Here is a 26500-nt window from a genome sequence, read left to right on the forward strand (position 1 = left end):
AATAGTAACAATATATTAAAGAAGTATAGATTCATTGCATTTATCTTTAAATTTTTGCACTAGAATCTAGTTTGTTTTTGCTAGAATTTATAGCGTTTCTGTATTGTGAAGGAGATAGATTCATTTCTCGTTTAAATGATTGTGCAAAGAATGATTGTGAAGAAAAACCGGTAATGGTTGAAATATTAGAAATCGAATAGTTAGTAGTTTCTAATAAAATTTTACTTTCTCTAATACGAGTTTGAATTAAATATTCAATAGGCGACACACCGACGAATTTTCTAAAGGAATGGGATAGATAATATTTATTAATATGACTAATGCTTGCTAATGTATCTAGGCTGATATTTTCGTGAAAATGCTGCTTAATATAGTTTTTAATAAATTCAATATCTTTATTAATTTTTTGAGTAGATGTTTTCTCTACATTAAAAGATTTTTTTCGCATCATCTTAAGTAATAAAATTTCCAGAATATTTTGTATAATCAAATCATAATCTTCTTGATGGTTTTCCACTTCTTCGACCAATTGCTGAAGGTAGAAGAGGAAGTTTTTTTGATCCTGTTTATAGTTATGAATAGTGACAGGACTAGGATTTTCTATGGATGAAAAGGACAGGCCTTGAATACCAAGTGCAATATATTCGAGTGGATGATTTGTATCCGACTTTTCCGTGTGCTCGATATTTGGATTGACGATAATCAAATTGTGTTCTTGAACAGGGATTTCTTCTTTGTAAAAGATAAAAGTGCCTTTGCCCTTAGTAATATACAATAGCTCTGTAAAGTGATGAGCATGAATGGTACTATGCCAATCTTTATCGTATTTTGATTTTGTTATATAAAGAAGTTTTACTGGAAGATGGTTTCGTTGAAATTGTGGAATCTCATATACTTCATTGGACAAATGAATCCCTCCTTCTTAGAATTTTTATCTATTTTATAAAGATTTTAGTGGGATATTCAGTAAAAAGCAAGATATCTAAAAAACAGAACAAGATGTTTATTGTGAAAGCGTTATCTATTTTGTATTCTTTAATTATGAAAGGAAGATTAGGAGATGGGGGTAAGATAAAGATGAAAAAAAAGTTATTGTTGTCTGGAATGACAGCTTTGTTATCTTTTAGTTTAATAGCTTGCCAAAGTAATACTACAAAAGTTGATAACGCTAAGGATGGTAAAGGCTCCAGTGAAAAACAAACCCTTCATGTGGCAACACTTGAATCGGCTTATGGTAAAGAGATGTGGAACAAAGTGATTGACGCATATGAAGCTGCTAATCCTAAAGTTGATGTTAAATTGACAGTGGACAAAAATCTTGAGGATGTCATAGGTTCAAATATGAAAGCAGGAAAGTATCCGGATGTTGTGTTGTTGGCAACTGGGAGAAAACAGGCGCTAACAGAAACTTTGATTAAAGATAAAGCATTAGAAGACATTACTGATGTTTTTGATAAAAATGTTTATGGTGAAGATGTTAAAGTCAAAGATAAGTTAGTACCAGGGCTTACTGGTACACCTGCAACTAATCCTTATAATGACAGTAAAATTTATATGGCACCGATGTTCTATAGTCCAACTGGATTATTTTATAATGCTAGTTTATTAAAAGAAAAAGGTTGGGAAGTGCCGAAGACTTGGGACGAAATGTGGGCTTTAGGAGATAAAGCGAAAGCAGAAGGGATTTCATTATTTACTTATCCTACTACAGGCTACTTTGATACATTCTTCTATTCTTTACTACTAGGGGTGGGCGGGCCTGAGTTATTTAATAAAGCTATGAAATATACAGATGGTGTTTGGGAAACTTCTGAAGCAACAAAATCTTTTGAAATTATCGGAAAATTAGGAAAGTATACAGAGCCAACTACTGTTGCGAATGCAAATGATAAAGACTACAAGAAAAATCAACAGTTGATTCTCGATAACAAAGCTTTGTTTATGCCAAATGGTACGTGGGTAGTTGGTGAAATGAAAGAAGCTCCTCGATCTAAAGGGTTTGAATGGGGCATGATGGCTTTACCAACACTTGATGCTAATAGCGACCGTTATGCATTTACTTTCTTTGAACAAATGTGGATTCCATCGGCAGCTAAAAATAAACAACTTGCTAAAGACTTCATGACGTTTGTTTATTCGGATAAGGCAGCTGAAATTTTTGCTGAGTCGAGTGCGATCCAGCCTATTAAAGGCCTTTCTAATAAACTGACAGGTGAAAATAAATCATTCTATAGTATCTATGATAATGGAGTGAAAGTGGGAATAGGTGGATTTGCTGCAACGAAAGCTGTTGAAGGTATAAGTATGCCAGATACATTATTTAGAACGATTGACAGTGTTGTTTCTGGTGATAAAAAGGTGAAAGATTGGCAAAGCTCTGTTGAAAAAGTGAGTGACCAATTACGGTCTGCATTAAAATGAATTCGTTTTCACTATGTACAATGGTGAGTCGCCTAGTCTCACCGTTGTACTTATTAATTGAGGTGATGGCATGAATAAGACGACAGAGAAAAGAATTTTTATTTTTGTTTGTACTGCACCAGCACTAATCCTGTTAGCCATTTTTATGATTGTTCCTACGATTGAGGTATTCAGGATGTCCTTATATAAGTGGGGAGGATTTTCTAATAATAAGGTATTTGTTGGGCTCGAAAACTTCAAGATTTTATGGAATGATATGAACTTCCTTCGGTCTCTCCAAAACAGTATAGTTTTGATTGTTATCGTCACACTCATCACGATGGTGATGGCGATCTTGTTTGCCACTTTGTTAACAAGAGAAAAAATAAAAGGAAAAAGCTTCTTTCGAATTATTTTTTATATCCCTAATATTTTATCGGTTGTAGTTATCGCGGGAATATTTTCTGCAGTTTATGACCCAACTACAGGGTTGTTAAATAATTTACTTGCTTTATTTAACCTGGAACACCTACAAAAGATGTGGCTCGGAAATCAGAAACTTGCCATTTACAGCATTGGCGGGGCGCTCATTTGGCAAGCAATTGGCTACTATATGGTCATGTATATGGCGGCAATGGCAAGTATCCCGGAAAGTTTTTATGAAGCATCTGCTTTGGAAGGTGCTGGACGGTTCAGACAATTTTTTAGTATTACTTTACCGTTAATTTGGAACAACATTCGGACGACGTTAACTTTCTTCGTTATTAGTACGATTAATTTAAGTTTTCTTCTCGTTCAAGCAATGACTGGCGGCGGACCTGATGGATCGACGGAAGTGTTTTTAAGCTACATGTATAAGCAGGCTTACACGAATTCTTCTTACGGTTACGGTATGGCTATTGGGGTGGTCATTTTCTTATTCTCATTCGCATTATCTGCAATTATCAGTGGTGTTACTAAAAGGGAAGTGTTGGAGTATTAAGGAGGTCCAAAAACGATGGAAACACAAAAAAGAATGACTACAGAAACAGCTTATCGAGATCCAAAAACGATAGAAACACAAAAAGAAGTGACTGTAGAATCAGCTTATCCAGCCCCAAAAACAATGAAAACACAAAAAGGAATGACTACAGAAGCAATGTATCGCTGCTTTATCTACGTAGCACTTATTACGTTAGCAATTTCAATTGTTATTCCTGTTGCATGGGTTTTCTTAGCCTCAGTGAAGCAAAATTCGGAGTTTTATGGAAGCCCTTGGGCCATGCCGAAAAGTTTCTATTTTCAAAACTTTATCGATGCTTTCCAAAAGGCAAACATGGGTACCTATATGTTGAATTCAGTCATGGTAACTGCGTTGGCCCTTCTTATTTTATTGATTGTGGCTTTACCAGCAGCTTATGTGTTGGCAAGATATACCTTTAGAGGAAGTAAATTGATAAATACTTTTTTTAAAGCTGGATTATTCATCAATGTGAACTACATTGTTGTGCCAATTTTCTTGATGTTATTGGACGGAGATAACTTTTTACGAGGCCAACTAGGTGATGGATTGCTATTAGACAATTTATTTATTTTAGCTGTGGTATATGCGGCGACGGCGTTACCATTCACGATTTACTTGCTGTCTAGTTTTTTTCAATCGCTTCCATCCACGTATGAGGAAGCGGCGTTGGTCGATGGTGCCGGATATTTCAAAACAATGATTTCAGTTATGATTCCGATAGCTCGTCCAAGTATTATTGCCGTCATTTTATTTAATTTTCTTGCTTTTTGGAACGAATACATTATAGCTTTAACATTAATTCCAGGGCCGAATAAGACGTTACCTGTTGGGTTAATGAACTTGATGGCAGCTCAAAAATCTGCTGCAAACTATGGTCAAATGTATGCAGGAATGGTTCTTGTCATGCTGCCAACTTTGATTTTATATATTATTGTTCAAAAAAAATTAACACAAGGAATGACCCTTGGTGGTTTAAAGGATTAGAGGAGGATTTACATGAAAAGGAAAACAGGCCGAGTTACTTTACCGAGTGAAGAAAATTTTCTTAAGGAAACGAAAGAATTAATGGAACGATGGGGTGCAGATGCGATTCGCGATAGTGATGGAACAAAACTAGATAATGATATTAAACAATTGGATGCGAAAATTTATACGACCTATTTTGTTGCTCGAGCTCACAATGAGTTCGCAGAGAAGCATATGGATGAATGCCAGCAACTTTATTTAATGAGCTTGTTCAATACTGCGATTACTGACACCCTCGAAATTGATTTTATGAAAGGCTACTTTGAGGAACAATTAAAACCGGATTACGTTCACAGTCCAAAAAAATACTGGGAGGTTATTGATCGGACAACAGGAGAAGTTGTTGACGTTAATGATTGGGAAGTAAACAAAGATCAAAATCGTGTTTTGATTACGAAGGCGATTCCTTGGCATGAATATACGGTTTCATTCCTAGTCTATGCGATTTGGGATCCAACCCAAATGTACAATCATATTACTAATAATTGGGGAGATAAGCCACATGATATTCCTTTTGATGTCAGGCAGCCACATTCTAATGAATTTATGAAAACCTATTTAAAACAATGGCTGACAGAAAATCCGGATACAGATGTGGTCAGGTTTACAACGTTTTTCTATCATTTTACCCTTGTATTCAATAATCTTGGCAAAGAGAAGTTTGTCGATTGGTTCGGATATGGTGCTAGTGTTTCAGTTGCTGCTTTGGATGCTTTTCAAAAAGAAAAAGGCTATCGCTTAAGACCAGAGGACATTGTTGATCAAGGTTATTATAATACTTCGTTTCGAATTCCAACCCCAGCTTTTTTAGATTATATAGATTTTGTTCATAAGTTCGTTGCTGAAGAAGCAAAGAAACTTGTGGATATTGTCCATGAAAGTGGAAAAGAAGCAATGATGTTCCTTGGTGATAACTGGATTGGGACAGAACCATATGGAAAATACTTTGAAAATATCGGATTGGATGCAGTTGTAGGCAGTGTGGGCGGTGGAGCCACATTGCGTATGATTGCAGATATACCACATGTTCGATATACGGAAGGGCGGTTCTTACCTTATTTCTTTCCAGATACTTTTTACGAAGGTAACAACCCGACGATTGAAGCGAATGAAAATTGGCTAACGGCGCGTAGAGCTATACTGCGTAATCCTGTTGATCGTATCGGATATGGGGGGTATTTAAGTCTAGCATATCAATTTCCAGAATTCATCTCCTATATTGAAAAAGTTACTGAGGAATTTCGTGAAATTCATGACACAATCAAAGGTGTGAAACCATATAGCGGTCTTAAAGTTGCGATTTTGAATTCTTGGGGCAAGTTGAGAACTTGGCAAACACATATGGTTGCTCATGCACTATGGTATAAACAAATTTATTCTTATTTAGGCGTTTTAGAGTCCTTGAGTGGGGCTGCCGTGGAGGTTTCGTTCATTAGTTTTGATGATGTCATGAATGATGGGATACCAGAGGATATTGATGTAATCATTAATGCCGGAGATGTGGGCACAGCTTTTTCAGGGGGGGCTAATTGGATTAATGAAAAGTTAGTCACTACAATCAGAGCTTGGATGTATAATGGCGGAGGATTCATAGGTATTGGAGAACCTACAGCTTATCAGCATGAAGGACATTATTTTCAATTGGCAAATGTCTTAGGCGTTGACAAGGAACTCGGATTCAGCTTATCAACAGATAAATATTTTATTAATCCTGTTGAAAATCATTTTATTTCTGCTGACAGCACCCAATTTAATTTTGGTGAAGGAATGAAAAATATTTATGCGTTATCAGAAGAAACCGAAATAATCGAATATTCAAATGGGGAAGTTCATCTTTCTGCTCATCCGTTTGGAGAAGGCAGAGCTGTCTATATAGCAGGGCTTCCATACAGCGAAGAAAATACACGTCTGCTGATGCGTGCGTTATACTATGCTGCCCATAAAGAAGAAGAATTTCAAAAGTATCATGCGAGCAACATTTATTGTGAAGTTCATGCATATCCATCCATCCGAAAAATGGCGATTGTTAACAATTCGATGGTCGAACAAATGACGTTTGTCTACGATGGACAAGGAAACAGGATAGAAGTGACGTTGGCACCTAGTGAAATCAGGTGGGAGGATTTTTCAAATGAAGGCTAATATCGTATTCGTTATTAAAATTGTTGTGTTTCTCGTATGCCTATCTTTCATTATCGTCTACCAAAAGACAGCTGGTAAATTTGAACTGGGTATGATGTTAATTGGATTAGCTGGTCTCTTAGGGCTGCTTTATAATTACAATCGGAAATACGTATAAATCAATTGGGGCAAGTGGATTGATTACGAAATCGCAGGTCTATGTTCAACGATAATGAACATAGAAAACTACTCAGTGCATCAAATACAAACTTAGGGGTGCAGACAAATGAAAAAGGCAGTCGGTATTGATATTGGAGGAACGAAGATTGCAGCGGGAGTTGTTTCAGATACAGGCGAACTGCTCGAACGTACGGAAGTAAAAAGTGATCCTTTAGACCGGGAAAAAATGTTTGGTAGAGTTGTAGAAGCTGTGGAACAAGTTCTCAGAAAATTATCAGTTTCCATCTCTGATATTGAGGGTATTGGCGTTGGAGTACCGGGAAAAGTGGATTGTGAGAATGGAATTGCCGTTTTTCAAAACAATTTACCGTGGAGCCAGTTTCCTATTTCAGTCCGTTTGCAGGAGCAATTTGGAATCCAGCGGATTACGATTGACAATGATGTCTATATGGCGGCTTTTGCTGAATGGAGAGCAGCACATGTAAAAGGAAATGAAACCTTTGTCTACGTGACTATAAGTACGGGAATATCTTGTTCTATCATTCATAAAGGCTCATTTTTTAGGGGAGCAGGATTTGCTGGAGAACTAGGTTTGATCCCTGTTCTATCGAAGGGGATCAATGAACGATTAGAAAAAATCGCTGCTGGGCCAGGGATCCAGAGAATAGCCGAAAGAGACTTACAGGTAGGTACGATTTCAACAAAAGATGTTTTTGCTAGTTATATAAATGGGGTACCAGAATATCAGTCCATTATCAATGAGGTAACTGATTATTTAGCTCAAGGTCTTTATAAGATTTCCTGTTTATTAGATCCACATAGAATGGTTTTTGGTGGCAGTGTCATTGTGAAAAATCCATTTCTACTGGAGTTGATCAAAGTGAAGCTAAAGAGTTTTCAGCTTCCTGAGCAACAACATCTTTTGGAGCAGATGAGCATCAGTACATTGGCACGAAATAATGGAGTTGTTGGTGCGGGATTACGAGTATTTGAAGGTATGTAATGAGGCGATGCTGGTCTTCTTTTCTTTTATGGAGAGAATGATGGCAAATAGGTAGAGGAGTGACGAATATGTTTACATTAAGTCAAGAAAAATTAGTTTCGTTAGGCGCATCGATAACAACGGCGGAAATAAGACGGCAGCCTGATTTATGGATTGAAACCTTTGCTTTGTATATGGAGAAGAGCGAGAGAATTGATGAGTTTTTGCAAAAAATAGTAACGAAACATAATCGGGTTCGAGTTATTTTTACAGGTGCTGGAACGTCTGCTTATGTCGGTGATACAGTCACCCCTTATGTAATAGAAAAAGTAGATGAACAGCAGTGGGAAGTACTAAGTATCCCGACAACTACGTTAGTTTCAAATCCTTACCAATTTTTCAAAAAGGATTTTCCAACCTTACTCGTTTCATTTGCTAGAAGCGGGAACAGCCCAGAAAGTGTCGCTTCCGTACAATTAGCTGAGCAAATAGTAAGCGATTTGTATCAAATAACGATTACTTGTGCGAAAGATGGAAAATTAGCTAAACAGGCCGTGAATAATGACAAAAACTTATTGCTATTGATGCCCGAAAAATCAAATGATCATGGTTTTGCAATGACAGGGAGTTATACTTGCATGGCGTTAACGGCATTACTTGTTTTTGATTCTATATCGACTGAAGAAAAATCAAAGATAGTGAAAGAAATTTATCAAATGGGTGAAAGTGTCATTCAAAGAGAAGACGCTATCCAAAAGATAGTAGATTTGGATTTTGACCGAATTATTTACTTAGGTTCTGGTAGTTTAGAAGGTTTAGCGAAAGAATCACAATTAAAAATATTAGAACTGACAGCTGGAAAAATTGTCACCGCTTTTGATTCACCACTAGGATTCCGGCACGGTCCAAAATCATTTGTAAACGAAAAATCATTAGTTTTTGTGTTTGTTTCTAACAATCCATATACACGTCAATATGATTTAGATATGTTAAACGAAATGCAACAAGACAACATTGCCAGCTATATATGTGCCATCGAGGTTAATGGAGAAACGAATTACGCTGGGAATAGGTTTGTATTTGGTAGCGAGGCACAGTCTGTACCAGATGCTTACTTAGCATTACCTTTTGTTATGATTGGGCAAACAATATCACTGTTAGCCTCCGTGAAAGTAGGTAATACACCAGATACACCTTCACCGACAGGAACGGTGAACCGTGTCGTTAAAGGTGTTACTATCTACGAATATGAGTAACTAGGTTAGGGGAAACATACATGTCTATTTTTATCTTTGCAGATAAGTTTTTTCTTGAGGGGAAGGTCGTAGGTCCTGGTTTTTTGGAGATAAAAGATGGAAAATTCGGTATCTTTTTAGATAACAGGCCAGAAGAAGCGGAAGAAATCATCGATTATGCAGGATATTGGATTGCTCCTGGTCTAGTGGATACACATATTCATGGTTTTAGAAATCACGACGTTATGGACAATAATTTTGAAGGACTAAATCAAATATCGGTAGGACTCCTTTCTTGCGGCGTTACATCCTTTTTACCGACAACTTTAACATCCTCAATAGAATCGTTGAATAATGTCGTTGAAATGATTGGTGCCAATTACAAAAAAGTACAGGGCGCAAAAATTAAAGGGATCTTTTTAGAAGGGCCGTTTTTTACTGAAAAGCATAAAGGAGCACAAAACACGAAATATTTTTGTGACCCATCAGTTGATATGTTGAAAGGTTGGCAGAAATTATCAAATGATTCTATTAAAAAAATTGCGATTGCACCTGAAAGAAAAGGAGCAGCGGAATTCATTGAATATGCTGTAGGAGAAGAGATTATAGTAGCATTGGCCCATAGTGATGCAACTTATGAAGAAGCCAAGCAAGCTAGTGAAAAAGGCGCATCCGTTTTTGTTCATACTTTCAATGGTATGAGTCCGCTGCACCATCGTGAGCCAGGGATGGTTGGAGCAGCCATGAATTTAAAAGATGTTTTTACCGAAATCATATGTGATGGACATCATGTTCATCCTGTTGCTTTAAATATTTTAATGAATGTCCGTGACAGAGAAGAGGTTGTAATGGTATCCGATTGTATGATGGCCGGAGGTATGCCTGAAGGAACGTATCAATTGGGAGAATTTCCTGTGAAAGTAAAAGGTGGGATGGCTCGTTTGGAAAGCGGAAGTTTAGCAGGTAGCATTTTGCAATTAAAAGATGCTGTCAAAAATGTCGTCGATTGGGGAATTGCCGCGCCCGAGCAAGCAATTTACATGGCGAGTACTGCACCAGCTAAAAGTATTCAACTAGATGGCGAATGTGGGAAAATCGCTGAAGGATATGCCGCTGACTTTATAGTACTGACGCCAGCGATGGATTTAGCAGCTACCTATCTTGATGGTGTGTGCCATTTTCAAGCTTAAATATTTTTCTGAAAGAGGGATTTCAAATGATTTTATCTGTCACCATGAATCCATCTGTCGATATTTCCTATTCGACTCATGAATTAAAGTTAGATGTTGTTAACCGTGTGGAAACAGTTCATAAAACTGCTGGTGGAAAAGGATTGAATGTGGCGCGAGTGATCGCTCAAATGGAAGAAGCTGTTCTAGCGACAGGTGTGATTGGTGGTACGATTGGCGAATACATTATTCAAGAATTAAATAAAAACAATATTCCAAATGACTTTTTAAAAATTAAAAAAGAATCAAGAAATTGTATTGCCATTCTTCATGAAGGGATGCAAACAGAGATTTTAGAATCAGGGCCGACATTATCCAATGAAGAAGGGGTAACTTTTTTAGAAAAATTTGAATGTTTGCTTACAACAGCTTCACTTGTGACAATTTCAGGTAGTTTGCCGAAAGGGTTACCGACTAACTTTTATTATCAAATGTTAGAAATCTGTAATAACAATGGAATTCCAGTGATTATAGATTCATCAGGGAAATCTTTGAAAAACGCCTTGGTGCATAAGGAAAAACCATTTGCCATCAAACCAAATAAAGCAGAATTATCTCAGTTGTTGGGCATTAACATGGAAATGGGAATCATAGATTTGAAGCAAGCATTAAACCATGAACTATTTACTGGAATTGAGTGGATTATCGTGTCATTGGGTAGTGAAGGTGCCTTTGTCAGGAATGGTGAGGACTATTACCAAGTTACGGTTCCAAAAATAGAAGTGGTCAATCCAGTTGGATCTGGTGATGCGACAGTTGCAGGGCTAGCTGTGGCATTATATCAAAATCAAACGGTTGAGACTGTTCTTAAAACGTCGATGACTACAGGAATATTAAATACGATGGAAGTTGGTACTGGTTATATTAATATAAATAAGTTTAAACAATACTTTGATCTCATTAAAATTGAAAAAATAGATTAGTAGAGGAGAATGTTGATGTTAGAACTAACCAAGAATAAATTGGGAGCTCTAAAACGTTTATCTGCTGAAAATGGCATAATTGGAGCATTGGCTATTGATCAACGCGGTTCATTGAAAAAAATGATTGCGTCTGGCGGTGCAAGTCATGTTGGAGATGAGGGCATTATCCGTTTCAAAGAATTGGTTTCTGAGGAATTAACACCATTTGCAACAGCAATTCTTTTGGACCCGGAATACGGACTGCCAGCGGCAAAGGTCCGACATAAAGAATCAGGCTTAATAGTAGCGTATGAAAAAACCGGATACGATGCGTCAGAAGTAGGACGGTTACCAGATTTATTATCGGAATGGTCAGTGAAACGATTAAAGGCAGCAGGTGCCGATGCTATTAAATTCTTACTCTACTATGATTTCGATGAAGATGAAAAAATTAATAACTATAAACATGTCTATATGGAACGTATCGGATCTGAGTGTGCTGCTGAAGATATTCCATTTTTCTTGGAGATTGTTACTTATGATGCTGAAAATGATGATGCGAAAAGTAAAGAGTACGCAAAAATAAAACCACATAAAGTGATTGAGGCTATGAAGGAGTTCTCGAAATCTCAATACCAAGTAGATGTTTTAAAAGTAGAGGTTCCGGTGGATATGAATTTTGTGGAAGGGTATACGACAGGTGAATTCGTTTACAGAAAAGAAGAAGCTGCTTCTTTTTTCAAAGAACAAAGTGAAGTAACTGAGCTGCCGTTTATCTTCTTAAGTGCAGGTGTAAGTGCTAAATTATTCCAAGAAACATTGAAATTTGCTAAAGAATCCGGTTCTACCTTTAACGGAGTGTTATGTGGTCGGGCAACCTGGAAGGACGGTGTGGCACCTTTTGCTATAAGCGGGGAACAAGCAGGTCGTGATTGGTTAAAAGATACTGGTAAAAGGAACGCTGAAGAACTAAATCTTGTGTTGAAAGAGACAGCCAACTCATGGTTTGCTAAAGTAAAACAAACAGCGGATCTTCAAAGTTAGTACGATATCTTTCCTTCTATATGTCCTTTTTCTAGCTTTAAGTGATAATTGCATCAGAATCAATTTTTAAACGGAATGACAAATTAAGAGCAGACATTCGTCTGCTCTTTTTTTAGTGTGTCCAACATGGTGAAAACCCTAGAATGAAAATCGAGAATAGCAAGGGCAGTAGTAACTATAGCTTCGGGTAAAGGTATATGGGGACCCTTTATATATAAAGAAAATGGTAAGTACTAATAGCCATGTACAATCAAACTAATTGAATTTTAGTGGGGTTTCGCCAAAAAATACACTTAAAAAAGCTAACAATATCTTTGTATTGTAAGCGTTTTTAAAAAGACAATATACCTAAAAAAAGAAACAATATCTTTATTGTGGAGGCACTTAAAAAAAACTATTCTAAACATAAGTGAAAGCGGTGCCTTTCAGGTTTTTGTTTATTTAAAAATTAATGTCCAGGTATCGTCTTTAACCAAAATTTTAAATTCAAAGGAGGAGAAGAATTGGAAAATAAGCATTTCAAGAGAGTTTTTAATACCCTTCTTGCATGTATGTTGATTGTGCCAACACTTTTAGTAAGCATGATTGTGCCGCTGCATGTAGGGGCAAATACGTCTAATCCATGGGTTACAATTTCATCTGTTGGAAACGAAATCAATGCATTAATAGAACAAAATGGTAAGTCATATGCAAGGCTTGGAGCAGGTGCTGGCAACGATAATGGGGCTAAAGCTGCAGTTTTTCAAGAGCAGAATAAAGTCGCTAAAGAATCAGGAACGATGGAATATAGTTTTATTCCAGAAACTAAGGGAGAAGATACTAGATTCGGCTTCTATCCTCATTATATTGACAATAATAATTTCGTTTTTGTAGGCTACGACTCACTTGGGTGGTTCTACGAATACAAATATCAAGGGAAAGGTGAATGGCTAAAAACTAGACCTAATGTTCTACTTCCAGAGGCTGGAACTTCGCACTCTATTAAAATTGATTATAATAAAACCACTTTGAATATTACGTTAGATGGAAAAGATTTATTTGGACCGGTTACCTTATCTAATGATGTAAATAACCTTCTTACAGGTAAGGAAGCGATTAAACTTGGGGCTTATGGAGATAAAAATAGTCAAGTACTCATTGAATTAGGAAAGGCGCCTGGGGATGGAGGCACAGATCCAGGCAATGAAAAACTTGTCGACATTACGGATAATAAATTGGAAGAAGGTGACTTGAAAATTATCTCAGGTGACGGAAAAGTTACCTATAATGAAGATGGTTCAGCCACTTTCGGTGTTACATCTACCCAAAAGAATCGAATTGTCTACAACCAAATGAAGGCGATTAAAGATGGTGTTTTTGAAGCGGATGTTACTACTAATACTGATAAGATGAATCGTTTTGGATTCATCTATCGTGTTCAAAATTCATCTACATACACATATGTGGGAACAGGGGATACGAACGATCAGTATTTTGGAGAAACTTTTGGCCCTATAAACAATTGGACGTCGATGACTTCAAACGTGCCGTTAAAAGCAAAACAAACATACCATTTACGTTTAGTATTCATGGACGATGTTGCGACGTTATACATTGATGGTAAAAAGGTAGATTCTTGGACTTTAACAGGTGGTGTAGATCAAGCTGGCTTACTAGGATTTGAAAAAAGCCGAGGTGCTGCCGATATTACGATTTCAAATGTCAAAATAAAGGAATATAGTGCACCAAAGCCTCCAGATACTCAACCAGTAGAAAATATAATAAAGTCAAAGTATATGGACGTCACAATTGACCAAGTATTCCCGCGGATTGTGAAATACAAAGTGGGCGATAAAGTAATGAGCGGACAGGAAGCTCCTGTTTACGGATTGAAAGTAAATGGTGGACTATACTATCCTAAAGTAAACTTTGAAAAGTTAAACGATAGTGAAGCACTATATACATTAAAAGTTGTGGATGAAATGAAAAATTTTGATGCGGTATTTAAGGTATCTTTAAAGGTGAATGATAATAAGGTTGTTTATAGTTTCGATGAAATTAAGAATAATGGTAGTGCCAAAATCGAGACGGTTGAGTTTGCTGATATGAACTTTATATCGGTAAATTCGGAACAAAAAGGCGCAAAAGCTAAATTAACGAATATTAGTACAGATGTTAGGAAAACAGGTGATGTAGATGTAAGCGTAGATTCTTCTATGGGAGAAATAGGTACATCTACTAAAAATTATATAGCATTCTTGTCAGCTGACGAATTGAGCGCAGGTGTATGGTCTAGTTCAGAAGTGGACGGCTATAAAAATTTAGTTGCAAATCGATATGTAAATAAAAATGGTGCTAAAGCAATGGGAATCGGTTCTAGTGCACTTTATTATCAAAGAGATTTTATGCCAGAACCACAAAAAGATAAACCAACTATTAAAATAGCTATTGCTAAAGATTTGAATAATGATAATAAGGCAGACTGGCAAGATGCGGCGATTGCATACCGTGATATTATGCAAGACATTAAAGGATACCAAGATGTAAACAATAATGTTGGAATGCGTATTGCAATGAATTTCGGCTCACAAGCGCAACAACCATTCTTAAAAACATCCGATAATGTGAAAAAGGTTGCTCTTGCTACAGATGAATTGGGGCAAGCGGTCATATTAAAAGGATATGCAAACGAAGGGCATGATAGTGGTCATCCAGATTATGGTGATGTGGGCGAACGTATGGGAGGCGTTAAAGATTTAAATACGCTTATTAAAGAGGGACATAAGTATAATACCCAATTTGGTGTCCATATAAATGCTCAAGAAACTTATCCAGAAGCAAAAGCTTTCAATAATGATTTTATTGATCGTCCAAGTTCGTTAGGATGGGGATGGTTAGATCAATCTTACACAATTAATAAATTAAAAGATTTGTATTCTGGATCGCGTGCGAAAAGACTTGATGAATTGAAAACTGCTGCTCCTGATCTTGACTTTATTTATTTGGATGTATGGTATCAAAATCAATGGGAATCAAATAGAATAGCAGATCAATTTAAAGATAGAGGTTGGAGATTAACAACCGAATTTGGTGGTTCTATGGCCAATTATTCAACGTGGCAACATTGGGCTACTGATAAAAACTACGGTGGACCGGAAAGTAAAGGTATTAACTCAGAAGTACTGCGCTTTATTAGTAATCACCAAAGAGACTCATGGGTGTTAAATTGGCCTGAAGTAGGTGGAACTGCTGACCATCCATTGCTTGGTGGATTTGAATTAGCTGGTTTCGAAGGATGGCAATCTGATAAGAATTTCGATAACTTTATTCGTATGACATTTGATACGAATTTACCTACTAAATTCTTACAAAAATATTATGTAACGAACTGGACAGATGTAGAAGGGGATAAAAGCAAGACGAATTTAGAAAAGGAAATAAAATTGAAGGACCCAAGCAATGGGGATGTTGTCGATGTAACTAGAAAAGACAATGCTAGAGAACGTGTTATTAAGCTAAATGGAAATGTTATACTTGATGGCCATGCGTATTTAATTCCTTGGGTGAAACAAGACTTTAAAAATCCAACTGCTGATTCAGAAAAATTATATCACTGGAATTTGGAAGGTGGTACAACGACTTGGACACTTCCAGATGAATATAAAAATGCCACTACTGTTTATGTATACAAATTGACAGATCAAGGTAGAACAGATATGAAAGAAGTAAAGGTCGTGAATAATAAGATAACTTTGACAGCTAGTGCCGCAACTCCTTATGTTGTCGTACCAAAAAGAGATAAGGGTTTGGAAATCCTTGACTACAATTGGGGCAAGGATGCTCATATATATGATGGGGGATTCAATACAGGAAAAGTAAGCGCATATACAACTATTGAGGGTGATAATAAAGCAGTAAGCGTCATCAGAACGAATCAAACTGGAAACAACCGTAATGTAAGTAGTGGAGATTACTACTTAAACATTGATAGTCCATCAAAAGATACAACTGTTTCCCGTGTCCTTACTGGTTTGGAACCAGGTAAAGATTACGTAGCAGAAGTATATGTTGAAAACAATAGTGATGTAAAGGCCGGAATTACAGTAACAGGTGGGAAAGAAGATGCTAGCAATTACACACTTCGCAGCCTGCAAAAGAACTATGTTAAGGCAGATTCACATGCCACAAATGATGGATATAATAGCAAAATGCAAATCATGCAAGTGAGTTTTACAGCTGCATCTAATAAGGCTAAATTAACTCTAAGCCGTGATTCTGGAAAAGGAAACACAAAATTTGATGACATTCGAATTGTTCAAAAGTCTTTAAAAAATAATGTCTCACCGACGGAATTTAAACAAGATTTTGAATCGGTAGTACAAGGTATTTACCCATTTGTTATTGGTAATACAGAAGGTGTAGAAGACAACAGAATTCATTTGTCGGAATTGCATGCTCCATATACGCAAAAAGGATGGGCAGGTAAAAAATTAGTTGATGATGTATTAGGTGGGAATTGGTCCGTTAAAGTAAACACTGGAAATAAAGGTTTGCTGTACCGTACTATTCCTCAAAATTATCGTTTCGAACCAGGCGTAACTTATAAAGTATCATTTGACTACCAAACAACAGCAAATGCATTCCGCTTTATTTCAGGGGATCAAGAAATTGATGTTCGAGACATTGCGAGTGCAAAGGGATTGAGTGTGAATAACACTCTTACTGCATCTACTGATACAAAAACAGCAGAGTTTACTGTGACAGGTTCTGAGAACGGTCAAACTTACGTTGGAATTTTCAGTGATGGAACTAATTTAAATGGAGATACCGGAGCGGGTACGTTTATTTTAGATAATTTACGTATCGAAAAGGTGACTACAGGTGGAGCGTCACAGAGATAAAGAATCTGAATTTTAAGGAAAAGGTAGTTTTATAGCTAGTGTAATATCGTAAATTAGAGACCTATCTCGAAGGAGATAGGTCTCATTGTATTCATTAAATAATCGGAAACTGCTTTTGAAAAATGTTCTTTTGTATGTTTTTAGTGAGATAGCAAAAGTGAAAAGCAATATGTCTAAAAAATACGACAAGATGTTGATTGTAGAAGTGCTTTTACGTACGTATAATGTAACAAAATAGCTTGCTAAACGGGCGATTCTAGTATGCTAATAGCTTCTTCGGAGAAAGTAAAACGTATATTCGAATGTTGGTTATCCCATACGTCCGTTCATAAAATGATAAAAGGTACATAGAACTTGCATCGTAACAACCTAAAACGCTATGAGACTAGAGGAGGTAAATGCTGATGATATATCAAGCTATCCAGCAGTTAATTGATCGTGCTATCAAAATTCAATTGATTGAACAAGAAGATGCAATATATACAAGGAATAAAATCCTTTCCTTACTTCGTTTAGATGACTTTGTAGTGGAAGCGCCAGCTCCTGGGCCTGCAAAGAAAGTAATTTCGGAGTTGTTGGAAGAGTTAATAGAATATGCTCGTATGCATAAAGTCATTGAGGAAGTACTGGATGAGAAGGAGATTTTAGCAAGTGCAATCATGGATGTTTTTATGTCCAAACCGTCCGTTATCAATTCTCTATTTTATGAAAAATACGAACAAAATCCGAAGGCTGCGACAGATTACTTCTATGAATTAAGTAAAAACAGCAACTATATCCAAATGAAGCAAATTGCCAAAAATATAAATTATAAAGTAAATACGGAATACGGTGCCATTGATATAACAATTAATTTATCAAAACCAGAAAAAGACCCTAAACAAATTGCTAAAGAAAGAGTATTGGAAAATACAAATTATCCAAAATGTTTACTCTGTATAGAGAATGAAGGATATAGGGGCAGAATTGGACATCCTGCACGCTCGAATCATCGTATGATTCGAATGAACATTACAGATGAAAGCTGGTTTCTACAGTATTCTCCGTATATATACTTCAATGAACACTGTATTGTATTGTCCTCAGACCACCGGGAAATGAAAATTGATCGTCAAACATTTTTACGTTTGTTAAAATTTGTAGAAAAATTCCCGCATTATTTCCTCGGTTCCAATGCAGATTTGCCAATTGTAGGAGGATCTATTCTAACACATGATCACTATCAAGGCGGAAACTATGAATTTGCTATGGCAAATGCATCGAACGACCTAATTTTTGAACTAACTAATTTTCCAAAAATACAATGTTCGATTATTAAATGGCCTATGTCAGTTATTCGCTTAAGAAGTAACGACATAGAACAAATAGTAAATGCAGGGGAGTACATATTAGAGAGTTGGAAGGGATATAGTGATCCTTCTGTTAATATATTTGCATTTACGAATGATGTTCCGCATAATACGATTACTCCTATTGCTCGTTACCGGAATAATATGTACGAATTGGATCTAGTTTTACGGAACAATTATACAAGTGAGGAATATCCACTGGGTATTTTCCACCCTCATGTGGAAATACAACATATTAAAAAGGAAAATATCGGTCTGATTGAAGTAATGGGGCTAGCTGTACTTCCTGCTCGTTTAAAAACAGAACTTCAGGAAGTGGGGAAATTTTTACTTAATATTCCAAATGATATTCCAGCACCTCATATACAATGGGCAGAACAATTAAAAACCAAATATGAAAATAGGATGAATGAACAAAATATACAGGAGATTATGAGAGAAGAATTGGGACGGAAATTTATTCAGGCGCTTGAAGATGCTGGTGTTTTTAAACGAGATGAAGAAGGGATATCAGCGTTCAAACGTTTTATTCAAACTTTAATTTAGGAAGGGATTTGGTAGTTATAGTGAAGAACAAAATCCTCAATGAATAAAGCTTCACAGTATTAAAAAAATAGAAAAAACTAAACAACATCTCATATTCCTATGAGATGTTGTTTTAGTATGGTTCTGTTGCATGTATTATGACATCCAATAAACCGGGGAATCTAGCATTTAAGTCATCTTCACGAATTGAAATGAAACGTTGTGTGCCTTCAAGGCGTGTATACATAACACCAGATTCACGTAATACTTTGAAATGGTGTGATAAAGTTGATTTCGCGATTGGAATGTTTAACGCGCCACAAGATTGTTCGTTTTTTTCTAGTAGCATAGTTACTGCGTTATTATATATTTTAGCTTTATTTCTGTTTAGAAAAAGTGAAAGACTAACTGAGAATCGTGAAACAGGAATTGCGTCATAAAGTCTTTACAAATAAAAAAGAGCCCAAAAATAAAAATCCCTATAAAGATAGGGATTCATATATCGGCATATAGTTCCTTGGAAAAGGATATACTGAGTATAACATATAGGACTACTTATAATTGTGAAATAGATGTGAAAGTAATGTGAAAAATAACATAATAAAAAGCACTGTTTTAGCTAATGAACTAAAACAGTGCTTTTCTCTTTGATTGAACAGTTGCTGCATTTTCATCATGTATGCCTGCATCTTTAATAATTCGTTGTTTTGCTTTATTTAATAGATGGTTTACTGCTTCACCAAAATAGTTAGCTTCGCTTTTTGTGCGGGCTTCTCGTAAACATTTATAGTTTTCTAGCAGTTCCTCTTTTTCAGTGTTTGTTAAGAAATCTTCTATTTTCTTTTTTGTCATACGAAACACCCTTTCTTCTGACAAACGACGCAATAGAAAATATTTATTGTTTATTATAGCAATAATTTTTAAAAAAAGTATAGACTAACGTCGTAATAATTTGTCAATTTCTTGAATCTTCTCATCAGCTTTCCCAATTTGTGTGTTTTTAGCCTGCTCACCACCAAGCGCTTGATGTAGTAAGAAAGTCTGACCAGAAATAGCAGTCACAATGGATACTTTAATAATTTCTTTTATTAAGGTGACATCGAATAAAACGAGTCCAAGAAGTGCAGCTAGACTGCCAGTGAAAATATCAGTCAAAAACCCAAAGTGAAAAAAAGTTTTCAAACGGCGTGGAAGCAATAACTTACCTTGGTTATTGATTAGATGGGAAACGAAACCGGTAATGCCACCAACGAGAACAGCAGTTAGCCATTGATACATTTCCATCGAATCCACTCCTTTTAGTGAATAAGATTCGATTATTTTATATTGATTCCTTTTAATATTTCATAGAAGCATATTGAGAAAGTTTGTTTGGTGTTTTTCTATATTCAATTTAATTATAGCAGAAAAATCTAATATATATGAGTCTATTATATGAAGCAGTTATTCCTTAATATGAATGTAGAAAGGGGTGCGTGATATGAATATAGATTACCGAATAAGAAGTGTGAATGGTTATACAAAACATATAGGGGAATTAGTAAGCATACGAGGGCTGTAACATTACAGGAAATAAACAATCTATCAGTTGAGCAATTAGATTCAATTATGCCAAGTGGAGGGAATTACATCGGAGCTTTATTAAAGCATATTGCAGCTATTGAAAAAGCACATCAGCTTATTTCATTTGAAGAGCGTGATTTTACAAAGGAAGAATTAGAAATATGGGAAGACGCACTGTATTTAGACGAAGTGGGGAGAACAATCCGTGGTCATGAAATGAAGTATTATGTACAACTTTTACAGAGTATTCGAGAAGAATCCCTGAAGTATTTGAGTAAACAAGATGATGCATGGCTAATGTCAGAAAGAAAGTGGCCTAACGGTGTAGCGCATAACCAGTACTATTTGTGGTTTCACGTGCTAGAAGATGAGATTAGTCACCGTGGGCAAATTAGAATGATGAAAAATAAATTATTTGAAAATTACGTTAAAAGAGGTAGCTTTTTAAATAAATATTCCATATAATGAGAGTAATTAAAATGAGAACGGGGTGATGTATTATGGCGAAAATAACTTATATGAATCATAAACCAAATACAAAGGTGGATGGAAAGGGCGATACTATATAAGTGAGCGCACGATCCTTCCACTTAGCTTACACTAGGGAGGATATCAATTTGAATCAAAATATTTTAGAATCGTTCGGCTGGGATTCTTTTTTTGAGGAACAAGCTGTAGAGAACTTTGAAGTAGGGCGTATTTTACTCGAGCATAAGCATATATATCGAATTATTTGTAATGATGGTGAATATATGGCAGAGCTGTCTGGTAAGTTTCGGCATGAAGCAGTAACGAAGGGTGATTATCCAGCGGTTGGTGATTGGGTGTATATAAAGAAAATAGAGAATGAAAAGAAGGCAATTATTCATCGTATTTTTCCTAGAAGAAGCTCTTTTTCTAGGCAAGAGGCTGGTACTCGAACGGAAGAACAAGTAATAGCAGCAAATGTAGATTATCTATTTTTAGTGAATGCACTGAACCAGGATTTTAATGTAAGAAGAATAGAACGTTATTTATTATTAGCATATGAAAGCGGTGCAATGCCAGTTATTGTTTTAACAAAGAGTAGCTTATGTGAAGACGTGGAACAGAAAATTGTAGAAACAGAAGCTGTAGCAATTGGTGTTCCGATCTTCGTCGTTGATAGTTTAGAGCATACTGGTATTGAATCGTTGCAACAATTTGTTACTTCAGGAAAAACAATTGCTTTAGTCGGTTCATCCGGGGTTGGAAAATCTACTTTATTAAATGCACTCATTGGAATTGAAGTAGCAAAAACGGGTGATATTCGTGAGGAAGATAGTAAAGGAAGACATACGACAACTCATCGTGAATTGTTCCGATTACCGAGTGGTAGTTTAGTTATTGATACTCCTGGTATGAGGGAGCTACAGCTTTGGGAAGGAAGCGATGCGATTCAAACAACATTTTCTGATATTGAAGAACTAGCAAAAACGTGCCGTTTTAGGGACTGCAAGCATGAAAATGAGCCAGGGTGTGCAGTGCATAAGGCAATTGATAACGGAATTATTACGATAAATCGTTTGCAAAGTTATAAAAAATTACAAAGAGAACTAGCCTATTTTATGAGAAAACAAGATGCTGTTCTTGCAAGAGCAGAGCGTGATAAGTGGAAAAAGATTTCTAAACAGCATAAAAAAATGTGAAAAGTCAAAGGGTGATTCCCTTTGGCTTTTTGTATTTGTAAATTTTATAATAATATTATTCATATATATAGACAAAGGAAAGTTAATTGTTTAAACTTTACAAAGTATTCATCATAATAGGTTATGAAAATAATAATTAGGGAATGGGAAATATTTATAGTTCACTAAATTTAACTTTTGAAATTGAAAAGCAGGAGGTTTGTAATGGGTAGACTATTAAATTCGTTTCGTGATATGAAAGTAGCAAAAAAACTACTAATTTCATTTTTCGTCATTTTAATTGCGGCTGTCTCTATTATCGGAGGCATGTCTTATCAAACAGCTAAAAAGAATTTTGAATCACAAATTACGAGTAGTGCTCACGACAATATAAAAATATTAGATAATTTAATTAATCAAATGATTGAGGCAAAATTTAATGATGTAAATAATTTTGCACGGGTGATTCAAGGTAATATGTATCAAGGGGATAATCAAGATGAATTAAGAAAAATGTTATCTCAATATATCAACTTGAATAAAGATGTTGAACAAGTATATGTTGCTGGAAATGATAAAAAATTTGTACAAGAACCAAATATACAAATGGCAGCAGACTATGATCCAACAGAACGTTCTTGGTATAAAGATGCAGTAGCAAAACAAGGTGGTATTGTAATTACTGAGCCGTATAAAGCAAAGGGAAATGGACATATTGTCGTAACGATTGCAAAACAAGCAGAAGATAAAAACGGTGTTGTAGCGATAGATTTAAGTTTAGATAACCTATTAAAAACAACAAAGTTAATCAATATTGGTAAAAAAGGATATGCTTTCATTTTAGATGGGAAACAAAAAATAATTGCACATCTTCAAGAGAAGTCAGGAGAAAAAGCAGCTGATTCTTGGGCGAAGAAAATTTATGAAGATAATCATGGTGCTTTTTCATATACGTATGACGGTAGCGAAAAGCAAATGGTATTTGCTACAAATGTAAAAACGGGTTGGAAAATTGGCGGGACGATGTACTCAAATGAAGTAATTGAAGCTGCGCAGCCTGTATTTTATAATATGTTAATTGTTATGTTCATTTCATTAGTTATAGGCGGGGCTCTTATTTATTTCGTGACACTTTCTATTACGAAGCCATTAAAAAGATTAGTTGCTACTTCTAAAGAAATAAGTGAGGGAGATTTAACGCAAACAATTGATATTCATTCTAATGATGAAATTGGTCAACTTGCAAAAGGATTTAATGAGATGACTGATGCATTGCGAACGTTAATCGGAAGAATTAATACTTCGGCTGGACATGTTGCAGCAGCATCAGAAGAGCTCACGGCAAGTGTAAGACAGGCGAGTGAAGCGACTGAGCAAATTACGATGGCAATGGATGAAATATCGAGCGGGGCAACAACGCAAACGACAAGTGTAGAAAATGGTGCAATGTTATTATTTGATGTAACAGAAGGAATTCAGCATGTAGCAAATAGTTCATCATCGATTAATACGGCTTCTGCTCATACTCGTGAAAAAGCAGAAGATGGTGGAAAACTAGTAGGAAAAACAGTAAACCAAATGCAGTCTATTGCAGAATCTGTTTCACAATCGGATGAAGTTATACAGTTATTAAATAATAAATCAAAGCAAATTGGTGACATACTAGAAGTCATTCAAAATATTGCAGATCAAACAAACCTTCTAGCTTTGAATGCAGCAATTGAAGCTGCAAGAGCAGGAGAGCATGGAAGAGGATTTGCAATTGTTGCAGATGAAGTACGTAAATTGGCTGAGAAGTCTAGCGTATCTTCTAGTGAAATTAGTAAATTAATATGTGAAATACAAGATGACATGAGTAAGACGGTAAAGTCTATGGGTCATGTAAATGAGGAAGTTCAATCTGGACTTGTTATTGCGAATGAAACGAAGCAAAACTTTACTGAGATTTTACAATCTACAAATGAAATTGCAGATCAAATTAAAACGATGGTTGAAACAGCTAACGGGATGTCAAAAGGTGCAAATGAAGTGTCTATTTCGGTTGGGCAAATTGCAATGACAGCGCAGAATAATGCGACGAGTACTCAAAACGTTGCAGCATCAGCGGAAGAACAATTAGCTTCGATGGAGGAAATTGGTTCTGCAGCTGGTACGCTTTCTCAAATGGCTGAAGAGTTACAAGTATTAATTGAAAGATTTAAAGTTTAATAGAGAACAGACTACTCCAAGATAGCAGTATGCTATTGGAGTAGTCTGTTTTTTTTGTGAAATTAAATGGAAATACACAATACTTTTATGAGGTTTAAATATATATTTTGTATAATATTTGTCGAAAAATAGAGGTATTTGTTAACTTTGTGTATAATTATAATCATATAGAATACAAATAAAAGGAGATTCGTATGGGAGTGTATTGGGGGACAAAAAGACATTCTTGGCTTAGTTATGTCTCATTTTGGTTAAGTATTTCATTTTTTATTGTTTTTCTCATTGAAGTGTTTATTTTTAAAACACTTTCAAATAGTTCAGTGCAAATTGTTAAATATTTTTATTTTATATTTGTACCAGTAAACATCTTTCTTAGTTTAAAGTTACTCTTTAAGAAGAATGAAAAGAAAGCATTACCTATTTTTAGTTTTATAGTATCATTATTATTTACAATTCTAATACTAGTATTAGCGCTAGCAGCTACTGGGAAATTCTTTTAAGGAGAGTGATGTAAATCACTCTCCTTTTTTGATGTGAGCAAATAATGATTGGGAATAGGTTTAAAATTTAAGGAGGATTAAGGAATAAAGTAAGCCACATAATAATGAAGACTGAATAAAGTGTTTTATATACTTATGAAGCAAATGAATACGGTAAAAACGGCGATATATGGTACAATACATATGGATATTGATAGAGATAAAGGGTATATAAAATACTCATCGTTTTTTAGTAAGAGAGGGGTTATCTTATGCTATACGAGGATTTGATGACATTGTTTCAAGCAGCTCCGAAAGAAGAAGGTAGAGGCGGCTGGAAATATATAATCCAGGAACGAAATGATAAATATGAAATTGTTAATGAAATGTTGAAAAATCAAATGAGTGTTGAATTGTATTTTAATGAATATGATGAGGTGAAAATCACTTTATATAAAGAGGGAATGCCTATTTCGACGATGCAAAGAATTGCGATTTCAAAAGTTGAATTAGATGAAGAAGAAGAAGGGATTCAATTCGTTTTAGAACGTATGCCTAGTCGGATGATTCGGTTGCAATTAAAGCCGTATTTAGCACTCGAAATGGGGCCGTACTGGGAAGTGTGTGATGATTGTGAATGAACATATAAAAGAAGCATCCAATAACATGGATGCTTCTTTTATGTTTTTTGAAGTTGTTTAAAAGCAATAATCGGAAGTAAAACGATGCTGACCCACCCGATTATAGGATATAGAATGTGGAGTAATTCACTGTAACCGACGTAACTAAAGCAATAGCTTATTAGTAAAATGAAGAAAATAATATTGTTATTTTTCCAGCCAGTGATGGATTGCATTTGTTTTGTCATTCCGAACACATTGCCAACTAAAGTTGTGAATACTTCACCGAAAATGATAAGAACAAAGAAAAAGTGAAAAGTGGCATTGAATTTTCTTATGACTTCAGCCATTGGAATGTTATATTGATAAAATTGGTCGACTGATAAGATAGCTAAATGGCTACATAATAATATTAAAGAAAGTCCTGCCCCACCTAAAATACCGCCCCATAAAATGGCCTTTCGATCTTTTACTTCACTGGCTAACGGGACGAGGACGCTTTGGGCGAGAGAAAGATTTAAGGCGACATATGTAATAGGACTAGTTATCCACTTCATATTCCAGCTTTCTGCAGGAATAGTGTTACTAATAGGAGTTGTACCGTGAAAAAACGTTGTAATAGCAAGTCCGATAATGAAAATCATCATAATAGGTACGACAAGTGTATTAACTTCAAAAACCCCTTGTAATCCGCGACTACCTATAATGAGACAGGCGATTACTGTAATGAAAATACCGAGTTGTCTTGGTAAACGAAGTTGCTCTTCAAATACCGCTCCAGCACCTGATAACATAACGCTCGTTACACCAAATAATACGAGTAATAATAGTGTATTTACAACATTTCCAAATACATCCCCAAATAAGTATTTGTTAAATTCTTGCGCTGAAAATGCACCGATTTGCGAGGAGAGTAACATCATCTTTGTGCCAAGCCAAATAAAAAAAAATCCACTTACACATATACCAATAGTTCCATAAAATCCGTTCACTGTAAAAAATTCAACAATTTCTCGTCCAGTAGCAAATCCAGCTCCAACGACTGTTCCAATATAAGTAGCAGCGACTTTCTTTGCTACTTGCCATTGTTGATTGTCCATGTTATCCC

Annotated in this window: 20 protein-coding genes and 2 pseudogenes; 17 read left to right on the forward strand and 5 right to left on the reverse strand. The window is 35.7% G+C overall.

The genetic code is table 11. The features are described from left to right. Positions 1 to 46: 46 nt before the first annotated feature. Complete coding sequence (locus MR147_RS02300) at positions 47 to 907, reverse strand: AraC family transcriptional regulator (protein ID WP_074607210.1); 861 nt, start codon at positions 905 to 907, stop codon at positions 47 to 49. A gap of 170 nt (positions 908 to 1077) precedes the next feature. Here MR147_RS02300 and MR147_RS02305 point away from each other — a divergent pair, with 170 nt between their 5' ends. The 12 genes from MR147_RS02305 (at position 1078) to galT (ending at position 18897) form a co-directional block, all read left to right on the forward strand. Beyond that, positions 1078 to 2421, forward strand: a complete 1344-nt coding sequence (locus tag MR147_RS02305; RefSeq protein ID WP_242303588.1) for a carbohydrate ABC transporter substrate-binding protein — start codon at positions 1078 to 1080, stop codon at positions 2419 to 2421. Between the two features lie 70 nt (positions 2422 to 2491). Further along, complete coding sequence (locus MR147_RS02310; RefSeq protein WP_242303589.1) at positions 2492 to 3382, forward strand: carbohydrate ABC transporter permease; 891 nt, start codon at positions 2492 to 2494, stop codon at positions 3380 to 3382. A 15-nt stretch (positions 3383 to 3397) separates the two neighbouring features. Next, the gene (locus MR147_RS02315) at positions 3398 to 4387 is read left to right on the forward strand and encodes a carbohydrate ABC transporter permease (protein ID WP_000449885.1); all 990 of its coding nucleotides are present in this window, start codon (positions 3398 to 3400) and stop codon (positions 4385 to 4387) included. A gap of 12 nt (positions 4388 to 4399) precedes the next feature. Continuing rightward, a complete protein-coding gene (gene gnpA, locus MR147_RS02320; protein WP_242303590.1) occupies positions 4400 to 6571 on the forward strand; it encodes a 1,3-beta-galactosyl-N-acetylhexosamine phosphorylase in 2172 nt (723 codons plus the stop codon). Next, positions 6561 to 6728 carry a DUF6903 family protein gene (locus MR147_RS02325; protein WP_000646587.1) on the forward strand — a complete coding sequence of 56 codons (168 nt, stop codon included), beginning with the start codon at positions 6561 to 6563 and terminating at the stop codon, positions 6726 to 6728. Before gnpA ends, MR147_RS02325 begins: the two co-directional genes overlap by 11 nt. A gap of 108 nt (positions 6729 to 6836) precedes the next feature. Then, on the forward strand, positions 6837 to 7733 hold the full coding sequence (locus MR147_RS02330; RefSeq protein WP_242303591.1) for an ROK family protein: 897 nt from the start codon (positions 6837 to 6839) through the stop codon (positions 7731 to 7733). A 68-nt stretch (positions 7734 to 7801) separates the two neighbouring features. Then, on the forward strand, positions 7802 to 8968 hold the full coding sequence (locus MR147_RS02335; protein WP_074607216.1) for an SIS domain-containing protein: 1167 nt from the start codon (positions 7802 to 7804) through the stop codon (positions 8966 to 8968). Positions 8969 to 8988: 20 nt separating this feature from the next. Beyond that, the gene (gene nagA / locus MR147_RS02340; RefSeq protein ID WP_074607218.1) at positions 8989 to 10137 is read left to right on the forward strand and encodes an N-acetylglucosamine-6-phosphate deacetylase; all 1149 of its coding nucleotides are present in this window, start codon (positions 8989 to 8991) and stop codon (positions 10135 to 10137) included. A gap of 26 nt (positions 10138 to 10163) precedes the next feature. Then, positions 10164 to 11099 carry a hexose kinase gene (locus MR147_RS02345; RefSeq protein WP_074607219.1) on the forward strand — a complete coding sequence of 312 codons (936 nt, stop codon included), beginning with the start codon at positions 10164 to 10166 and terminating at the stop codon, positions 11097 to 11099. 15 nt (positions 11100 to 11114) lie between these two features. After that, positions 11115 to 12122: a tagatose-bisphosphate aldolase gene (lacD, locus tag MR147_RS02350; RefSeq protein WP_074607221.1), complete on the forward strand. Its 1008-nt coding sequence runs from the start codon at positions 11115 to 11117 to the stop codon at positions 12120 to 12122. A gap of 503 nt (positions 12123 to 12625) precedes the next feature. Continuing rightward, positions 12626 to 17002, forward strand: a complete 4377-nt coding sequence (locus tag MR147_RS02355; RefSeq protein ID WP_242303592.1) for an endo-alpha-N-acetylgalactosaminidase family protein — start codon at positions 12626 to 12628, stop codon at positions 17000 to 17002. A 404-nt stretch (positions 17003 to 17406) separates the two neighbouring features. Next, positions 17407 to 18897 (forward strand): UDP-glucose--hexose-1-phosphate uridylyltransferase, encoded by a 1491-nt coding sequence (gene galT, locus MR147_RS02360; protein WP_242303593.1) that lies wholly within the window; start codon positions 17407 to 17409, stop codon positions 18895 to 18897. Between the two features lie 112 nt (positions 18898 to 19009). On the opposite strand, the pseudogene MR147_RS02365 reads toward galT, so the two are convergent. From MR147_RS02365 to MR147_RS02375, 3 genes and pseudogenes are all read right to left on the reverse strand, one after another. Further along, positions 19010 to 19237: pseudogene (locus MR147_RS02365) on the reverse strand (ArsR/SmtB family transcription factor); the annotation flags it as partial. Positions 19238 to 19503: 266 nt separating this feature from the next. Further along, positions 19504 to 19728: a hypothetical protein gene (locus tag MR147_RS02370; RefSeq protein WP_000162606.1), complete on the reverse strand. Its 225-nt coding sequence runs from the start codon at positions 19726 to 19728 to the stop codon at positions 19504 to 19506. Between the two features lie 84 nt (positions 19729 to 19812). Then, the gene (locus MR147_RS02375; RefSeq protein ID WP_000426320.1) at positions 19813 to 20160 is read right to left on the reverse strand and encodes a DUF4257 domain-containing protein; all 348 of its coding nucleotides are present in this window, start codon (positions 20158 to 20160) and stop codon (positions 19813 to 19815) included. A gap of 196 nt (positions 20161 to 20356) precedes the next feature. Between MR147_RS02375 and MR147_RS02380 the strand changes: the two are divergent. From MR147_RS02380 to MR147_RS02400, 5 genes and pseudogenes are all read left to right on the forward strand, one after another. After that, positions 20357 to 20904 (forward strand): annotated as a pseudogene (locus tag MR147_RS02380) (DinB family protein). Positions 20905 to 21056: 152 nt separating this feature from the next. Next, positions 21057 to 22106, forward strand: coding sequence for a ribosome small subunit-dependent GTPase A (gene rsgA / locus MR147_RS02385; protein WP_139302746.1), 1050 nt, complete (start codon positions 21057 to 21059; stop codon positions 22104 to 22106). A gap of 204 nt (positions 22107 to 22310) precedes the next feature. Continuing rightward, positions 22311 to 24293 (forward strand): HAMP domain-containing methyl-accepting chemotaxis protein, encoded by a 1983-nt coding sequence (locus tag MR147_RS02390; protein ID WP_074607231.1) that lies wholly within the window; start codon positions 22311 to 22313, stop codon positions 24291 to 24293. Between the two features lie 194 nt (positions 24294 to 24487). Continuing rightward, on the forward strand, positions 24488 to 24793 hold the full coding sequence (locus MR147_RS02395) for a hypothetical protein (protein WP_000539566.1): 306 nt from the start codon (positions 24488 to 24490) through the stop codon (positions 24791 to 24793). Between the two features lie 251 nt (positions 24794 to 25044). Beyond that, on the forward strand, positions 25045 to 25413 hold the full coding sequence (locus tag MR147_RS02400; protein ID WP_074607232.1) for a DUF3979 family protein: 369 nt from the start codon (positions 25045 to 25047) through the stop codon (positions 25411 to 25413). 38 nt (positions 25414 to 25451) lie between these two features. Here the strand turns inward: MR147_RS02400 and MR147_RS02405 are convergent, their stop codons facing one another. Continuing rightward, on the reverse strand, positions 25452 to 26492 hold the full coding sequence (locus MR147_RS02405) for a YkvI family membrane protein (protein WP_048552123.1): 1041 nt from the start codon (positions 26490 to 26492) through the stop codon (positions 25452 to 25454). Positions 26493 to 26500 lie beyond the last annotated feature (8 nt).

The sequence above is a fragment of the Bacillus cereus group sp. BfR-BA-01350 genome, assembly GCF_022663775.1.
GTDB classification, from domain to species: Bacteria; Bacillota; Bacilli; order Bacillales; family Bacillaceae_G; genus Bacillus_A; species Bacillus_A paranthracis.

What these genes read in the sequence shown, in the direction of transcription:
- MR147_RS02305 (WP_242303588.1), top strand. Translation starts at nt 1,078, where the DNA reads ATGAAAAAAAAGTTATTGTTGTCTGGAATGACAGCTTTGTTATCTTTT.
- MR147_RS02310 (WP_242303589.1), top strand. Translation starts at nt 2,492, where the DNA reads ATGAATAAGACGACAGAGAAAAGAATTTTTATTTTTGTTTGTACTGCA.
- MR147_RS02315 (WP_000449885.1), top strand. Translation starts at nt 3,398, where the DNA reads ATGGAAACACAAAAAAGAATGACTACAGAAACAGCTTATCGAGATCCA.
- gnpA (WP_242303590.1), top strand. Translation starts at nt 4,400, where the DNA reads ATGAAAAGGAAAACAGGCCGAGTTACTTTACCGAGTGAAGAAAATTTT.
- MR147_RS02325 (WP_000646587.1), top strand. Translation starts at nt 6,561, where the DNA reads ATGAAGGCTAATATCGTATTCGTTATTAAAATTGTTGTGTTTCTCGTA.
- MR147_RS02330 (WP_242303591.1), top strand. Translation starts at nt 6,837, where the DNA reads ATGAAAAAGGCAGTCGGTATTGATATTGGAGGAACGAAGATTGCAGCG.
- MR147_RS02335 (WP_074607216.1), top strand. Translation starts at nt 7,802, where the DNA reads ATGTTTACATTAAGTCAAGAAAAATTAGTTTCGTTAGGCGCATCGATA.
- nagA (WP_074607218.1), top strand. Translation starts at nt 8,989, where the DNA reads ATGTCTATTTTTATCTTTGCAGATAAGTTTTTTCTTGAGGGGAAGGTC.
- MR147_RS02345 (WP_074607219.1), top strand. Translation starts at nt 10,164, where the DNA reads ATGATTTTATCTGTCACCATGAATCCATCTGTCGATATTTCCTATTCG.
- lacD (WP_074607221.1), top strand. Translation starts at nt 11,115, where the DNA reads ATGTTAGAACTAACCAAGAATAAATTGGGAGCTCTAAAACGTTTATCT.
- galT (WP_242303593.1), top strand. Translation starts at nt 17,407, where the DNA reads ATGATATATCAAGCTATCCAGCAGTTAATTGATCGTGCTATCAAAATT.
- MR147_RS02370 (WP_000162606.1), bottom strand. Translation starts at nt 19,728, where the DNA reads ATGACAAAAAAGAAAATAGAAGATTTCTTAACAAACACTGAAAAAGAG.
- MR147_RS02375 (WP_000426320.1), bottom strand. Translation starts at nt 20,160, where the DNA reads ATGGAAATGTATCAATGGCTAACTGCTGTTCTCGTTGGTGGCATTACC.
- MR147_RS02390 (WP_074607231.1), top strand. Translation starts at nt 22,311, where the DNA reads ATGGGTAGACTATTAAATTCGTTTCGTGATATGAAAGTAGCAAAAAAA.
- MR147_RS02395 (WP_000539566.1), top strand. Translation starts at nt 24,488, where the DNA reads ATGGGAGTGTATTGGGGGACAAAAAGACATTCTTGGCTTAGTTATGTC.
- MR147_RS02400 (WP_074607232.1), top strand. Translation starts at nt 25,045, where the DNA reads ATGCTATACGAGGATTTGATGACATTGTTTCAAGCAGCTCCGAAAGAA.
- MR147_RS02405 (WP_048552123.1), bottom strand. Translation starts at nt 26,492, where the DNA reads ATGGACAATCAACAATGGCAAGTAGCAAAGAAAGTCGCTGCTACTTAT.